The sequence below is a fragment of the Burkholderia sp. BCC0097 genome (assembly GCF_902832985.1).
GTDB lineage: Bacteria > Pseudomonadota > Gammaproteobacteria > Burkholderiales > Burkholderiaceae > Burkholderia > Burkholderia orbicola.
In genome coordinates, this window is the sequence record NZ_CADFDM010000002.1 from 287,575 (window position 1) to 302,388 (window position 14,814).

Here is a 14,814-nt window from a genome sequence, read left to right on the forward strand (position 1 = left end):
CGGGGAATTCGTCGAACCGTCCGGCATAGACTTGCGCGTCACTGACGAATAGTGGGGCGCAGTGTGCTCGTGATACCTGGCGGCGCCGGGGTTGCTGGCTGTAACAGTCAGTTTCGGCAGGGCACTGCCGTTCGTGACGGCAATCTGGCAAGATGCGTCGACTGACTGGAGACAGGGTGCCCCATGCACATCGCGATCGTAACCTTCCAGGGCTTCAACGAGCTCGACTCCCTCATTGCGCTCGGCGTGCTCAATCGAATCAGGAAGCCCGGCTGGCGTGTCACCCTTGCGTGCCCGGAGCCTTCCGTCACGTCGATGAACGGCGTAACCGTGCACGCGCAATCGACGTTGGCGGACGCCTGCACGGCCGATGCCGTCATCATCGGCAGCGGTATTCAAACGCGGGACGTCGTCAACGACGCGGCGCTGATGGCGCAGCTCAGGTTCGACCCTGCCCGGCAGTTGATCGGCGCGCAATGTTCGGGCACGTTGATTCTGGCGAAGCTCGGGTTGCTCGGCACGATCCCGGCCTGCACCGATCTCACGACCAAACCCTGGGTGATCGAGGCTGGCGTCGAGGTCCTGAATCAACCGTTCTTCGCTCAAGGTAACGTCGCCACGGCGGGTGGCTGCCTTGCTTCGCCGTATCTGGCCGCGTGGCTCATCGCGCGTCTCGAAGGGGAGGACGCCGCGCGCGGCGCGCTGCACTATGTCGCGCCGGTCGGGGAGAAGGACGAGTATGTTTCCCGCGCGCTGACGAACATCAAGCCCTACTTGCGGTAGCTCGACAGGATGCGGCGAGCCTCCATCGCAATGAGCCGGCGGCGGCGAGTCGCTAAGCCGCCGTTGCGTTTCTCACCCGGGCCGTCTCTCGCGCGGATTCACGCTGGTCGGGCTGGATAGAGCATGTCCCGCTGTTAACCCGGCCCGTCGCTCGCTGCCGCGAGCAGCGGCACGACCAGATCGCTGATCGGCGTCGGAATGCCGTGCGTTCGTCCGTATCGCTGCACGACGCCATTCCGGCAGTCCCATTCGAGCGGGCGGTTGCCCTGCCGGTCGGCCAGAATCGACGTACCCAAATCCGGCGGAAAGCCATGGAATCCGTCGATGATCTCCTGCGGCACTTCATCGCCGAGCGTCGCGCCTTCCGCACGCGCGACCTCGAGACATTCCTTCAGGTAGGCGAGCGACAGTTCGGTGATGTCGCTTCGCGAGAACATGCCGGCGCGACGACCGGTCAGCGCCATGAGCCCGGCCACGGCGTTCTGCAGCAGCTTGCGCCATGCGAGCGAGATGAAATCCTCCGCCACCTCGGGCGCGCAGCGCGTGCCGCGCAAGGCCGACACCACCACGTTGCTCGCCGGCGTATCGGGCAGGGTGAGGCGAGGCTTGGCCCGCAGCCACACCGACGCGCCGGATTCGCGTTGCGCCGGAAACCAGACGACCGACGGCACGATCGCGGCGCCCGCCGCATACGGTGCGAAGGCGGCTTTTTGCTCGACGCCGTTTTGCAGCACGCAGATGACGGTATTCGCATCGCATAGCGCGGCAACCCACGGTGCCGCGCTCGCCGTCTGCGTCGACTTGACCGCGACGAACACGAGATCGACCGTTTCCTTGACTGCTTGCGGGTCGGTCAGGACCGGCCCGGGCACGACGATCTCGCCGCCATCGAAGCGCAATTTCAATTCCGCGTGCGCGGAGCGGCCGCAGATCACCGGCGTGCGGCCGGCTTCGTGAAGGGCCGCGCCGACGGTCGTGCCGATTGCGCCCGGACCGACGAGCGCGACGGACGGGTAGCCGGATTTCGTCATGGTGTTTCTCCTGTCGAGTCATCCGCCAGATGCGGGCGCAGTGCGAGGGCGAGCGGAAAGATCGCGAGGGCGGTCAACGCGGTCGCATAGGTGGCGCCGTGCACACCGATCCGGTCGCCCAGGAAACCGTAGAGAACGGGCGATAGCGCGCCCGATGCGATCGTCCCGGTATAGAAAATCGCGAATGCGCGCTCGGTGCGCTCGGGTGCGGACAGCTCGGGGACGGTTCCGTACAGCACCGACGAAGTGCCGTTGAGCATCATACCCAGAATCGGCAGCAGCACCATGGTCGGCGCCAACGGGAGATACATCACCGCGATGATGGACGCCGCTGTCCCGCCCTCCGTGAGCAGCACCGTCCTCACCATGCCCATGCGCGCACCGAGCCAGCCGCACATGAACTTGCCGGCCGCACCGCCAATGAAAACGAGTGCGAGGGCCGTTCCCAGCAGTTGAGGCGAGACACCCTTTGCCTTCAGCAGAAAAGGCAGAAACGTAAGCAGTCCCATGCGTACGGCCGTATCGAGCACGCCGATGGAGAAGAGCGCGGAGAATCCGCTTTTTGCCGTGCCGCCGCGTTGAGCGGACGCATGCTCTTTCGCCGTCGTATTCGCCGCACCGCGCGGCACGGCGGGAAACCAGAGCGCGATGGCGGCGGCCACGATGCAGCCCAGTCCGGCGACGATCCATAGCGCATGACGCCACGGCATCAGGGTCACGAGCAGCGAAATGGCGGCCGGCAGCGCCGATTTCCCGAGATCGCCGGAAAAGTTGTAGATGCTCAGCGGGCCTCTCGCGTCGCGCCCATAGAAGCGGGAGACGGCGCCCGAAGCGATCGGATGCTGCGTGCTGGAGCCGCCGCCCGAAATTGCCAGCGCGATGCCCAGCCCGAGCAGGCCGCCCGACATGCCCGCGAGCGCATAGCCGAGCGCGGCGAGCAGCGTACCGAGTGCGAGCGTCGCGCGGCTGCCCAGACGTTGCGCGAGACGCCCGGCGGACAACTGCAGCGTCGCCATCGTGCCGGCATAGACGCCGCGCAGGATGGCCAGGGCCGCAAAGTCGAGCCCGAATTCCGACTGCCACACGGGCAGCAACGCGTAGATCATGTCCGTATAACCATCGTGCATGGCGTGTGCAGTGCACGATAGCCACAGCACGCGCCGTCGGGGTGGCGCGGTTTCCCGCATGATGGGAGGGGAAAAAACCGGCAGGCGCATCGTCATTCGCTCCGAGCGAGCGGTGAATGGAAGCCGCTCGTGGTATCGCTTTCAGCCTCGATGTGTCGATTTTAGGGCTGAGGGGACCGCCATTTCAATTGAGCTAAAATCGCGTCAATGGAGAGAAAAAGTCACGTCATGAGCGAAAGCCGGGATGTTGCGAAGCACCGGGGCGAGTTGCCCCCGCTCAATGCGCTGCGCGCGTTCGATGCGGTCGCGCGGCACGGCAGCTTCGCGGGCGCCGCGGCCGAACTGCATGTCACTCACTGGGCCGTCGGAAAGCAGATCAGGTTGCTGGAGGACTGGTTCGGCCTGCCGTTGTTCGACCGTCGTCCGCGCGGTGTCGCGTTGACCGACGAAGGGGCGGCGTTGCTGAACGACGTCAGCCACGCGTTCGAGCGTCTCGGTACCGCGGTTGTGCGGCTGCGCCACAACACGTTCACGCACCGGATCTCAGGCGTCGTGCGGGTGAACGTGCCGATGAGCTTTGCGTTTTGCTGGCTGCTGCCGCGGCTCGCCGATTTCCATTCGCGGTACCCCGACATCGACGTCAGGGTATCGACGACATCGCGCAAGCTGCGCTATGTCGCCGACGCTTTCGATATCGGTGTCCGCTCCGGTCCCGAGCAAGGCGCGGGCGTCGTGTCGCGTCCGTTGATGCCCGACCTGCGCGTGCCGGCCTGCAATCCTGCGTTGCTGCGCCAGCAGCCGATCCAGAGCGTGGCCGACCTGCGCCATCACACGCTGCTGCATTCGGCCACGACGCGCTCCGCCTGGTCGCACTGGTTGAAGGAAGCGGGCGCGTCCGATCTGCGGGCCGCGCGCCATGTCGAATTCGATCACGTGAATCTTCAGCTTGGCGCGGCCATCGAAGGGCTCGGCGTCGCGCTGGCATCGCTGCCGCTGATCGGGCGCGATCTCGCCGAGGGGCGCCTCGTGTGTCCCATCGCATCGCCCGTATGGCGCGCTGACGACTACATGCTGGTGACGAACGCCGATCGTGCCGACGATGCCGCGGTGTCCGCGTTCGAGGAATGGATGGAAGGGATGGCGAGCCGGGAGAGCGGCACGACGCCGGAGTAGTGGGGCCACTACCCCGGCTTGCGAGTGGACGATCAGAAGCCGTGGAACATGCCGATGTTGACCTGAACCTGGTTGCCGCCCGACGAGGTGTTGCCGAAGTCGGCAGCCGAAGCCTGCGCGCCCTTGGCATGCACGTAGGCACCCATCGCGTACAGCGCGGTACTCTTCGACAGCGAGTACGTCGCACCCAGCGACACCTGGTTGATCGATGCCATCGTGCGGCCTTCGGCTGCTTGCGTGGGGGTGGCCGCGGAACCGTATACGTACGTGTAACCCGTTGCCAGCGACAGCGCCGGCGTGACCCGGTACTGCAGCAGCGCACCCAGCACGTTGAAGTGGATCGACGGCTGGCCGTCGTTACCCTTGTACTGGGCGTTCGAGTAGCGCAAGCCGGCCGTGTACGGCCCCACCTCGTATTGCGCGGCGATTTGCGCGATGCCCGCGCTCTTGAACGCATTGCCGCCGTTGTAGCCCGAACTCGGATAGCCCAGCGCGCCACCGAAGCTCGGTTGCGCCGTCGCGTTCGTCCATCCGTTCTCGCCCTGGTTGGCCGCACGGAAGTAGCCGCCGGCGACCGTCAGGCCGCCTTGAGCGTAGGTCGCGGCCGCCGACCACGATTGACCCGACCCCGTTGCACCGGCCACGCCGCCGAACGAGTACGCGGCTTCGGCCTGGAAGCCGTGGATGATCGGCGAGATGTACTTCACGGCGTTGTTCTGGTTCGTCGTGTTGTCGTTGTTGTCGACGTCGCCCGGCGTCGAGAACGTCGACGCGGAAATGGCGTCGCCCGTCAGGACCTGAACCATTTCCGTCACGGCATCGAGCTGGCGCCCCATGCGCAACGCGCCGTACTGACTGGATGCGAGGCCCACGTAGGCCTGACGGTTGAACAGCGAACGTGTGGTACCGATCGGCCCTTGGCCGCCGATGCCGCCTGTCGCGATGTTGAAACCATTCTCGATCTTGAATACCGCCTGGAGGCCGCCACCGAGGTCCTCTTGCCCTCGGAGGCCCCACTTGTTCGAGCCCGCCGCGCCGCCATCGAGGCCGAACCTGCTGTGGCCGTTGATGTTCGACGTATAGCCGATGCCCGCATCGAGCATGCCATACAGGGTGACCGACGACTGTGCCATTGCTGCCGAGGATGCTGCGAAGGCGGCAACAGCGATAACGCTGATGTTGATCTTCTTGTTTTTCATCTGCATTTCACTGTCAGGAGTGGTTTCGGGAAGGGGTGAAACGGCTTTTGTCGTATTCGAATGCAGGTGACGGCGCGCGGCCTGCGCGTCGCCTCGGTCGCGAGGGCCGGCGTCATATTCGCCACATCGGCATGCCGGCTTCACTCATTTCGTGATCCTTACAATTTTGTATGGGGAACGTCGTACTGCTTGTACTGCTCGATCTGTCCTGCACCCCCTGCGTGGCCGCACTTTGCAGGTGCAAAAACCATATCAGGAACATAAATTCCCGTCAAAATTTGTTTGGTATAAGTTAATCTCGTTTGATGGACGCGTGCCTTACGGGGTTTCCCCTATAAGAACCAGCAAGTAGGCGATGTGTTATCGAAGTCCGCGGCATCACGCTGATGCGCTCGACGTCGGCAAGCGAATTCAGGTTGGGTCGTGTGGGGACGATAATCGACTGCAAGGGACAGCCATCGAGAGCAACAATCCGGCAGTACCGGTGGTGACCGTTCATTTTGATTTCGGATTGCGATAATCGAAATGAAGGGCGCGATTGTTGAATGCGTGTCCGTATAAGCCGTAAGCGCTTTCCGCATGTGATACGGCGGCGGACAGTTCCGAGCAGATCGGCTCTGAATATCTCGCGGCTATTGCTTCAACGACTGTTTCCGGATGGGACGAGAGGCGAGGGCCCGCAATTCTTCTCGGGGAAAAAGGCGCCGCAAGCGATCTCGATCTTCGCGCGGGCGAACCGGCTCAGGCGGGCGCCGGTTGAACGGGGGGTTTCGGGCCGACAGCCAACTGCGTGACATCGGCCCCGGAATTGCGTTCGAACGAACGTCAGTCGTGGACGAAACTCAGCATTCGATCGGGCGCTGCATTAAATAGAATTTCATGTCGTCGCGGCCATGCAGCGAAATCGGAATCGGATCGCGATTGAAGCCGAGCATTTCATAGAACTGGTAGGCCGACTCGCGTGCCGTGCACCAGAGCAGCGTGCCACGCTGTTCGCACACATGGCGAATGGACAGATTGACCAGCAGGCGGCCGAACCCCAGGCCGCGGACCGACGGATGGACGGCCATGCCGCGCAGGCGCCAGGCTTGCGCATTCGGCACGCCGGATTGTCCTTCTTTACACACGGATGCCACGGCGACAATAGTGTCGTGGTCGCGAACGGCAAAATGCAGGGTGGTTGGCGCGTGATCTCCGTGTAAAGCGCTTCCCTCTTCATCTCCCGCCATCAGGATCGCGGCCCTGAGGGGATAGGTTTCTTCCGCACGGACGGCACAGATGGTAAAGCGCACATCTTGTGAAGTCATATAATTATCGGCTCTCTTCGTGACGCAGATTTTCTTCCAGTTTTCTTTCGGTATACCCACTCGCAAAATTAGCAGTTGCCGTGCGTTACCAGTAAGGGTAATTTCCTATCCGTCACCTCTTTTACAATCATACGCTAACTGCGATCACAGATGACGTCGAAAGTCTCGACAGATGCAGAGCTTGCCTACGAGGAGATCCGAGCGAGGATCTTTGACGGCCGCTTTGCGCCCGGGCAGAAAGTATCCCACCGGGGCTTGTCCGACGAACTCGGCTTCGGCCAAATGCCCGTGCGCAGCGCATTGCATTTGCTCGAATCCGAAGGGTTGGTCGTCGTCATCGAAAAGAGTGGCACCTATGTTGCGTCGCCGACTACCAGCGATCTCCGCGAAATTTTCGAAATGCGGCTGGCCCTGGAGAGTACCGCGGCGTTTCTGGCTGCGAGGTCGGGCGTGACGGCAGGCCTTCGCGAGGCTGCAGCAAAAATGCAGGAACTGCTTGACCGGGACGTCGCGGACATCATGCTCGAGCAACGTATCGGTTGGGTATTTCATCAGGAGTTGTTCGCCGCCGCACGGAACGTGCGTATCTCCTCGGCGTATGGTCTATTGCGAGCCCAGACCCTGGCCCTGAACGAACTTCCGCGTGGCGACGCCGAAACCGTTCGGCGCGGCACGATCGAGCACCTGCACATCTTTCACGCAATCGAAGCGAACGACGGCGAGCTGGCGCGTCGGCATATGTGGAATCACATCGTTGACGGCACGCCGGCACGGATCAAACTGCTAAAGGCACGGCATGAACATGAAAAATAAAGGGCTTTCCCTCCCGATGCAAATGCTTGGCGGGCTTGTCATGGGCGCCGCTTGCGGCGTGTTTGCTCCAGGCTTTGCCGCGAAGCTGGGCTTCCTGAGCGCGATGTTCGGCCACGCGATCAAGATGGTCGTCATGCCGCTGATTTTCCTGTCGGTCACGGTCGGGGTCTTTCGTGCGGGCCGGCTTCGCGAGCGGCTCGGCAAGGTCGCACTGTCGAGTATCGGCTTCTTCGTGTTGATGACGGGTCTGGCCGCCTCGCTCGGCCTGCTGCTCAACTTTGCATTTCGACCGGGTCTCGGGGCGAGCATGGTTCAGTCCGGATCGATGCCCGCCGCGCTTGCGTCCAGTATCGACTGGACGAAATTTCTCGTCGACCTGATCCCCGCCAACATCGTCGCTGCGCTCGCCGCGGGGAATTCGCTCCCCGTGCTGGTTTTCGGGGTGATTTTCGGGGCGGCCCTGGCGGCCGCGCCGGAGCGTGCCGAGCCCGCGATTGCCGTTTTCGAGGCGCTGCTGTCGGGACTGTTCAAGATGGTCCAGTGGGTGATCGCATGGTCGCCGCTCGCGATCTTTGCCGCGATCGCGCAGCTGTTGTCGGCCAAGGGGTTCACCGGCGCGCACTCGCTTGTCGAGCTTCTGGGCGTCGCCTATCTCGGCATGGCGATTCTGGCGGTCGTCCTCACCCTCGTCATTCGCATCGCCGGTCAGTCGCCGCTGGCCGTTCTCAGGAAGGTGAAGGAGCCGCTGATCCTGGGTTTCACGACGCGTTCGTCCGAAATTACCTACCCGTTGCACCTGAAGAAGCTGGTTGAACTGGGCGTGCCTTACGGCGTGGCGTCCACGATCCTGCCGCTGGCCTATATTTTCAATCGCGACGGCGCGGTACTTTACACGGCCCTTGCGGTCGGCTATCTGGCCGATGCCTATCATCTCGCCTGGTCCTGGCCGCTGGTGATCACGATCCTGATCCTGACGATCATCACCATCGACGGCGCGGCCAATGTGCCCTCCGGGGCGATCGTCGCCATCACCATCGTTCTCACGTCGATCGGGTTGCCGGCCGATGCGGTGCTGCTGCTGCTGGGCGTCGACGCCTTTTTCGACATGGGGCGAACCGCCCTCAACGTCTACGGGAGCACGGCCGCCGCTGCAGTCGCGGTGAGGCTGTCCGGTTCGGACAGTATCGCCGCGGAAACCGTACCCCGGCAGGCAAGCGTGTAAGGGCTTCGGAAGCGACGGGCGGTGTGCGTTTCAATGTCGCCCCGCCCATTATCAGGCGCTGGCGTACGTCTATTCGAACCTTGAGGCAGGGCGGGAAAAGCAGGATGGGATGAACGTGCGTTCTTATCAAGTTTCAGTTGGTGGAACGACGTATTTTTTGCCGGAGAAACATGATGATTGGTTCAGAGTCCGCAGCTTTTTTCATGCTGCGCCTAGGCACACCGCATCCTTCGTGGGCATTCACTGACGACAGCAACATGCTCGGCATCGGCGATTGCGACGGCGTGATGAGTGCCATGTTCGAACTGGATCGCAACCAGGTCGCGCGGATCAGAAGATTGGGTCAGTCGGTGGAGCGAATCAGGTGTACGTGCGAACGCGCTGGCCGGGAACTGCACTTTTATCTCCATGGCAGGCAGGTATCCCAAGGCGTGTGGGTCGGCGTCGCGTCGGCCGATCCCGACTATCTTCCGACCGACGAGATGATCGCAACATGGGAAGCGCCGAAGCCCGACGATACCTTCAGGTCGACGGGCGCGGGCGCAGACCTGATCGCATCGCTTAGCCTGGTCTAAACTGCGATCACAGATTGTCGGGCGTACGCCGTTCAATGCATGTGGTTCTGGCACACACCAACCTCGGATCGCCAGAACCGTTTTGCTGGCCAGGGCATCGGCCAGCGCTTTTTATTCATTGAGCCGATTGCATCGGCTCGCTTGCGTCACGCTCACTGATCGGGGGCGTGACGTGCTGCACCCAAGTCCCCGTCGAAACCCGGCTGGCGCCGCAGCGCCACGCCGGGTGCGCGCTCCTGCACGAATCCCGCCGGCCAATGACAACGACACTGACCTTCCTCCCCGTCACGCCGGCCGACGCCGACGCCCTCGTCGCGATCCGCATCGCCGCGATGCGCGACAGCCTCGAGCGCATCGGCCGTTTCGATCCGCAGCGTGCGCGCGACCGGTTTCTCGCGTCGTTCGACCCGGCGCTATGCCGTTTCATCGAAGCCGGCCATGCGCGTGCGGGTTTCTATACGCTCCGCCCGATGGCGGATCACTGGTTGCTCGACCACCTGTATATCGTGCCCGCGCATCAGGGCAAGGGTATCGGCGCCGCCGTGCTGCGCGAGATCCTTGCTGCCGCCGACGAACGACGGATGCCCGTTCGCGTCGGCGCATTGCGCGGCAGCGACTCGAACCGCTTCTACGAACGGCACGGCTTCGTGCGAACCGATGAAGCGGAATGGGACATCTACTATCGGCGCGAACCGGGCACGGCGGCGACGTAGCGTTCGCGTGACGCATTCCGGTTGAAATCGACACGCACGTATTAGCGTTTTCACCCATGTGGAAAACGCGGAGTCGGCCGATGTTGCAGAGAGGGCGTAAATAATTGATCCGAGGCCGATTATGACGACATCTGCAACAAACGGCGTGAATGCCGTGCCGCCCGAAACATCCGACGCCGCAGCCGCATCCGTCGAAGTGCCCCGCGTCCCGTCGATCCTGCTGGTCGACGACGAACCGAACGTGCTGTCGGCGCTGCGCCGCGTGTTCCGGCCCGCCGGCTACGACATCGTGACCGCCGACAGCGGCGAGACCGCGCTCGAGATCCTGGCGTCGACCGACATCGACCTGATCGTGTCAGACATGCGGATGCCGCACATGAGCGGCGCGGAATTTCTGGCGCGCGCGCGGGCGCTGTACCCGGACACGATGCGCATTTTGCTGACCGGCTATGCGGAGATCGCGTCGGTCGTGCAGGCCGTCAACGAAGGCGGCGTGTATCGCTACCTGAACAAGCCGTGGGACGATCACGACCTGCTGCTGACCGTCGATCAGGCGCTGGAACAGCGCCGTCTGCGTCGCGAAGCGGCCCGGCTGGCGGCGCTGACGGAGGCGCAGAACGAAGCGTTGCGCCGTTTCAATACGGACCTCGAAACGCAGGTGCGCGCGCGTACCGAGGAACTCGGCCAGACGGTGATGTTTCTCGAAGCGGCGCAAAGCGACCTGAAAAGCAGTTTCACGGCGATGGTTCAGGTGTGCGCGAGCATGATCGAACTGCGCTGCGGGGCCGCGAGCGGGCATGCGATGCGGGTGGGCGAGATCGCGCGCCGGCTCGCGCTGGCGTCGGGGATGAGCGAACTGCATGCGCAGGACGTCTACTTCGCGGGGTTGTTGCACGGCATCGGCAAGCTGTCGCTGCCGGACGAATTGCTGCACAAGCCGCTCGCGCGGATGACGACGGACGAGCACCGCGTGTTTCAGGAGCATCCGTTGCGTGCGCAGATGGTGCTGACGCCGGTCGCCCAGTTGCACAAGGTCGCGTCGATCGTGCTGCACCAGTACGAGCGCTTCAACGGCCGCGGCACGCCGGACGGGCTGGTCGGCGATGCGATTCCGGTCGGGTCGCGGATCGTCGCGATCGCGCGCGATTTCGAAGGGTTGCGCCACGGCGAAATCGGTGCGCCGCATTCGATCGAACAGGCGATCGACGTGTTGCGCTCGCAGGCGAGCGTGCGTTACGACCCGCAACTGGTCGCCGGCTTCATCGAGTTGATGCGGGACCCGGCGAGCCTCGGCATCGCGGCGTCCGTCGCGGAAATCCGCTCGGCGCAACTGCGCGAAGGGATGGAGCTCGCCGACGATCTGCGCACGCATCGCGGCGTGTTGCTGATGACGAAAGGCAGCGTGATGTCCGCGCATCAGATCGAACTCGTGCGTCGCTTCGAAACGCGGGAGGGCACGCCGTTCGACATTCTCGTGCTGGCCGGCCCGGCCGCGCAGGCGCACGCACCCAACGCAGGCGCGCCGCCGGCCTGACATCGAACGTCGGCAAGATGGCCGCGGGACGGGCGCCTGCCCCTACCGCGGCGATGCACTCAACCCGTTGCGGGCGCCCGATCATGCATGGCATCTACAACCTTCCGCTCGTCGTGCTGTCGCTCGCGATCGCGACGCTGGCGTCGTATACGACGCTCGACCTCGCCGCGTTCATCTCGCTGCTCGACGATCCGAAGCTCAAGCGCGCGTGGCTGGGCGGTGGCGCGGCGGCGATGGGCACCGGAATCTGGTCGATGCATTTCGTCGGCATGCTCGCGTTTTCGTTGCCGGTGCCGCTCGGCTATGCGTGGCAGGAAACGGGGGCGTCGCTGGCGATCGCGGTGCTCGTATCGTATTTCGCGCTGAACGTCGTCACGCGCGCACGGCTGGGCTGGCGGCGACTGGGCATGGGCGGCGTGCTGATGGGCGGCGGGATCGCCGGCATGCACTACACGGGGATGGCCGCGATGCACATGCAGCCCGGCATTCGCTACGATGCCGCGCTGTTCGCCGCGTCGATCGGCATCGCGGTGATCGCATCGACGGCCGCGTTGTGGATCGCACAGGCGTTGCGCATGCAGCAGGCGCGCCACGCGACCGCGCAACGTATCGGCGCGGCCGTCATCATGGGCATCGCGATTACCGGCATGCACTACACGGCGATGGCGGCCGCGCATTTCGCGCCGGATGCGCGGTGCGGCGCCGCGAACGGCGTCGACGCGCCGTGGCTGGCGACCACCGTCGCGTTGTTTACGATGGCGACGCTGGTCGTCACGCTGCTGGTGTGCCGCTTCGATGCGCGCACGACTTTCCTGCGCGGGATGACCGACACGCTCGAACGGCTCGTGCGGGTGCGAACCGGCGAACTCGAACGCGCGCTGTACAGCTACGAGCAAACGACGCAGATGCTGCAACGCACGCGCGAGAACATGGCGGCCGAGATCGACGAACGCAAGGCCGCGCACGCGCTGCTCGAACAGGAGAAGGACGAGCAGCGACGCTTGCTGCATGCGCTCGCGGAAACCCACGAGCAGTTGCTGCAGTCGGAAAAACTCGCGTCGATCGGCCAGCTCGCGGCCGGCGTCGCGCACGAGATCAACAATCCGATCGGCTTCGTCAGCGCGAACCTCAATACGTTGAAGACATGGGTGCGCAGCCTGCTCGACGTGATCGCCGCGCATGAAGCCGCGCTGCCGCAGCTCGATCCGGCCACCCGCGATGCGTTGACGGCCGCGCACCGCGCGGCGGATCTCGACTACGTCCGCGACGAGATCGCGATGCTGATCGACGAGTCGATCGACGGCGCGCTGCGCGTGCGGCGCATCGTGCAGGATCTGCGCGATTTTTCCCGCCCGGCCAGCGACGAATGGAGCGTGGTCGATCTGCATGCGGGCCTCGAGAGCACGCTCAACGTCGTCCACAACGAGCTCAAGTACAAGGCCGACATCGTGCGCGATTACGGCGATGTCCCGCACGTCGAATGCCTGCCGTCGCAATTGAATCAGGTCTTCATGAACCTGCTGGTCAACGCGGCGCAGGCGATTCCGGAGCGCGGCGTGATCACGATCAGCACGTCGAGCGACGGCGATCAGGTGTCGATCGCGATCAGCGATACCGGTGCCGGCATGACGCCCGACGTCGTCCGGCGGATCTTCGATCCGTTCTTCACCACGAAACCGGTCGGGCAGGGCACGGGGCTCGGGCTGTCGGTATCGCACGGCATCGTCGAGCGTCATCGCGGCGCGATCGACGTGACCAGCGAGCCGGGGCGCGGCACGACCTTCCGGATACGGTTGCCGGTTCGGCGTGCCGGCGAGCGCGCGAACGCGGCAGCGCTGGAGCAGCGGGTTTGACGTCATGACGGCGGCCGCTACGAGCGTCATGCGTCACGCCAGGCGCTTGCGGCGCTGACGACGAAAGAAATGCCAGAACATCGCGGTCGCGTCCGGCCCCTTGGCGGAATGGAACGGCTCGCTCGGATCTCCCCCGCTCCACGCATGCGGCAGCCGGCGGACGATGCATACCCTGACGACCAGTCGCCCACCCTTCAGATAATCGACGTAGTCCGCATCGTCCTGCGCGTAGCTGCGTTGCTCGCCGACGCGGATCGCACCGTGTTCGTCGACGAGCCGGTTGAGCCGCGCGAACGCGATGCCGAGCTGCGTCGCGTTCCGGTCGGTCACGACCGTATCGAGCGCGCCGTGGATGACGAGGGCCGGCATGCCGGGATAGGACGCGGCGTCGGCGCACGCGTCGAGCGCGGCGACCGGATCGTCGCGGAGCCCGCGACGCATCAGGCTCATCGCGGCCATCGTCGACGACGGCGGCGCGATGGCCGGGCCGGAGTGCAGGCCGACCGCCGCGAAACGGTCGGGATACCGTAGCGCCAGCGCCGCGGCGAGCCCGGCGCCGGCGGACAGGCCGGCCACGTAGATCCGGTCGCGATCGAAGCCGTGGCGCCGCACGATGGCGTCGACCAGCGACGCGACGGCCGCGGCTTCGGACTCGGTCGCGTCGCCATGCCAGTGCCAGCAGCGGTGCGCATGGGTCGTCTTGGCCTGTTCGGGAAACAGCACGGCGAACCCCGCTCGCTCGGCCAGACGGCAGATGCGCGTGCCCGCGGCGAACGATTCGGCGGTCTGCTTGCAGCCGTGCAGCATGACGACCGCCGGCATGCCCGCTGTCTTGGCGGGTGCGGCGGGAAGATACAGCGCGTACGCAAGATGGTTCACGAGCCGGCCGGCGCTCGGGCCGGCGGAATGAAACGAGCGCAGCCAGGTGCCGGGCGGTTGGGCCGACGGCGCACGTGCGGCGGGCGCGGTGCCCGGCCGTTTGGCGGCAGGGGCGGCGGCCGGCTTGATGGTGCGTTGAGCGACCTTCTTGGCGGCTTTTTGGGCAGCCGGTCGCGGCTTGCCGGCCCGCTTCTTCGGCCGCGCACCGGTCGCGATGGAAAACAGTTCGAGATGCCGCAGCCAGAGGCTGGATTTTTTCCTGGGCATGTTCAGTTTCGTGCCGGCGGCCGGCCGTGGCGGGAAGAGGCGGCCGACTCCACCGTCGGATGGAAGTCGAACGGGCGCGAAGCAAGGTTCGTGCTGCCGGTGCCGCGGCAACCGAAAGGCGGCGTCCGGCGGAACGGGGTGACGCGCATCGATTATCGGCGATGCTGGCCGCCCGACGTGACGGGCGTGCGAATCGAAGCCTGATTCGGCCCTGGAAAGGACCATGGTGCATCCGGAATCGTTCGGCCGGCCGGGCCTTGGCCGCCGGACATTCGTCGCCCGCGCAGCCGGAAATGACGACGGCGGCGATCGAATCGTCGGATCACGCCGTTATTCAG

13 protein-coding genes are annotated in these 14,814 nt (G+C 64.6%); 8 read left to right on the forward strand and 5 right to left on the reverse strand.

What is annotated here, in order from left to right; genetic code table 11:
- The first annotated feature begins 183 nt into the window (after positions 1–183).
- On the forward strand, positions 184–783 hold the full coding sequence (locus tag HWX07_RS06550; protein WP_175875674.1) for a DJ-1/PfpI family protein: 600 nt from the start codon (positions 184–186) through the stop codon (positions 781–783).
- A 134-nt stretch (positions 784–917) separates the two neighbouring features.
- Here the strand turns inward: HWX07_RS06550 and HWX07_RS06555 are convergent, their stop codons facing one another.
- Complete coding sequence (locus HWX07_RS06555) at positions 918–1,814, reverse strand: oxidoreductase (RefSeq protein ID WP_175875675.1); 897 nt, start codon at positions 1,812–1,814, stop codon at positions 918–920.
- A complete protein-coding gene (locus HWX07_RS06560) occupies positions 1,811–3,031 on the reverse strand; it encodes an MFS transporter (protein ID WP_175876142.1) in 1,221 nt (406 codons plus the stop codon). Before HWX07_RS06560 ends, HWX07_RS06555 begins: the two co-directional genes overlap by 4 nt.
- 138 nt (positions 3,032–3,169) lie before the next feature.
- On the opposite strand from HWX07_RS06560, the gene gcvA reads away from it, so the two are divergent.
- Entirely contained in the window at positions 3,170–4,114 is a 945-nt protein-coding gene (gene gcvA, locus HWX07_RS06565; protein ID WP_175875676.1) for a transcriptional regulator GcvA, read from the forward strand.
- A 32-nt stretch (positions 4,115–4,146) separates the two neighbouring features.
- Here the strand turns inward: gcvA and HWX07_RS06570 are convergent, their stop codons facing one another.
- Positions 4,147–5,313 (reverse strand): porin, encoded by a 1,167-nt coding sequence (locus HWX07_RS06570; RefSeq protein ID WP_041492339.1) that lies wholly within the window; start codon positions 5,311–5,313, stop codon positions 4,147–4,149.
- Positions 5,314–6,155: 842 nt separating this feature from the next.
- On the reverse strand, positions 6,156–6,620 hold the full coding sequence (locus HWX07_RS06575) for a GNAT family N-acetyltransferase (protein WP_012336960.1): 465 nt from the start codon (positions 6,618–6,620) through the stop codon (positions 6,156–6,158).
- 150 nt (positions 6,621–6,770) lie between these two features.
- Here HWX07_RS06575 and HWX07_RS06580 point away from each other — a divergent pair, with 150 nt between their 5' ends.
- The 6 genes from HWX07_RS06580 (at position 6,771) to HWX07_RS06605 (ending at position 13,330) form a co-directional block, all read left to right on the forward strand.
- Entirely contained in the window at positions 6,771–7,433 is a 663-nt protein-coding gene (locus HWX07_RS06580) for a GntR family transcriptional regulator (RefSeq protein ID WP_012336959.1), read from the forward strand.
- Positions 7,417–8,655, forward strand: coding sequence for a dicarboxylate/amino acid:cation symporter (locus HWX07_RS06585; RefSeq protein ID WP_175875677.1), 1,239 nt, complete (start codon positions 7,417–7,419; stop codon positions 8,653–8,655). Before HWX07_RS06580 ends, HWX07_RS06585 begins: the two co-directional genes overlap by 17 nt.
- A 170-nt stretch (positions 8,656–8,825) precedes the next feature.
- Positions 8,826–9,230, forward strand: coding sequence for a hypothetical protein (locus HWX07_RS06590; RefSeq protein ID WP_012336957.1), 405 nt, complete (start codon positions 8,826–8,828; stop codon positions 9,228–9,230).
- A 257-nt stretch (positions 9,231–9,487) separates the two neighbouring features.
- Positions 9,488–9,943, forward strand: coding sequence for a GNAT family N-acetyltransferase (locus HWX07_RS06595; RefSeq protein ID WP_175875678.1), 456 nt, complete (start codon positions 9,488–9,490; stop codon positions 9,941–9,943).
- 121 nt (positions 9,944–10,064) lie between these two features.
- On the forward strand, positions 10,065–11,477 hold the full coding sequence (locus tag HWX07_RS06600; protein WP_175875679.1) for an HD domain-containing phosphohydrolase: 1,413 nt from the start codon (positions 10,065–10,067) through the stop codon (positions 11,475–11,477).
- A gap of 83 nt (positions 11,478–11,560) precedes the next feature.
- The gene (locus HWX07_RS06605; RefSeq protein WP_041492291.1) at positions 11,561–13,330 is read left to right on the forward strand and encodes a histidine kinase; all 1,770 of its coding nucleotides are present in this window, start codon (positions 11,561–11,563) and stop codon (positions 13,328–13,330) included.
- A gap of 33 nt (positions 13,331–13,363) precedes the next feature.
- On the opposite strand, the gene HWX07_RS06610 is transcribed toward HWX07_RS06605, so the two are convergent.
- On the reverse strand, positions 13,364–14,476 hold the full coding sequence (locus HWX07_RS06610) for a PHB depolymerase family esterase (protein WP_175875680.1): 1,113 nt from the start codon (positions 14,474–14,476) through the stop codon (positions 13,364–13,366).
- Between the last annotated feature and the right edge of the window lie 338 nt (positions 14,477–14,814).

Bases quoted from the DNA above. Each gene is read 5' to 3' on its own strand.
- HWX07_RS06550 (WP_175875674.1), top strand. From the start codon at position 184: ATGCACATCGCGATCGTAACCTTCCAGGGCTTCAACGAGCTCGACTCC.
- HWX07_RS06555 (WP_175875675.1), bottom strand. From the start codon at position 1,814: ATGACGAAATCCGGCTACCCGTCCGTCGCGCTCGTCGGTCCGGGCGCA.
- HWX07_RS06560 (WP_175876142.1), bottom strand. From the start codon at position 3,031: ATGCGCCTGCCGGTTTTTTCCCCTCCCATCATGCGGGAAACCGCGCCA.
- gcvA (WP_175875676.1), top strand. From the start codon at position 3,170: ATGAGCGAAAGCCGGGATGTTGCGAAGCACCGGGGCGAGTTGCCCCCG.
- HWX07_RS06570 (WP_041492339.1), bottom strand. From the start codon at position 5,313: ATGAAAAACAAGAAGATCAACATCAGCGTTATCGCTGTTGCCGCCTTC.
- HWX07_RS06575 (WP_012336960.1), bottom strand. From the start codon at position 6,620: ATGACTTCACAAGATGTGCGCTTTACCATCTGTGCCGTCCGTGCGGAA.
- HWX07_RS06580 (WP_012336959.1), top strand. From the start codon at position 6,771: ATGACGTCGAAAGTCTCGACAGATGCAGAGCTTGCCTACGAGGAGATC.
- HWX07_RS06585 (WP_175875677.1), top strand. From the start codon at position 7,417: ATGAACATGAAAAATAAAGGGCTTTCCCTCCCGATGCAAATGCTTGGC.
- HWX07_RS06590 (WP_012336957.1), top strand. From the start codon at position 8,826: ATGATGATTGGTTCAGAGTCCGCAGCTTTTTTCATGCTGCGCCTAGGC.
- HWX07_RS06595 (WP_175875678.1), top strand. From the start codon at position 9,488: ATGACAACGACACTGACCTTCCTCCCCGTCACGCCGGCCGACGCCGAC.
- HWX07_RS06600 (WP_175875679.1), top strand. From the start codon at position 10,065: ATGACGACATCTGCAACAAACGGCGTGAATGCCGTGCCGCCCGAAACA.
- HWX07_RS06605 (WP_041492291.1), top strand. From the start codon at position 11,561: ATGCATGGCATCTACAACCTTCCGCTCGTCGTGCTGTCGCTCGCGATC.
- HWX07_RS06610 (WP_175875680.1), bottom strand. From the start codon at position 14,476: ATGCCCAGGAAAAAATCCAGCCTCTGGCTGCGGCATCTCGAACTGTTT.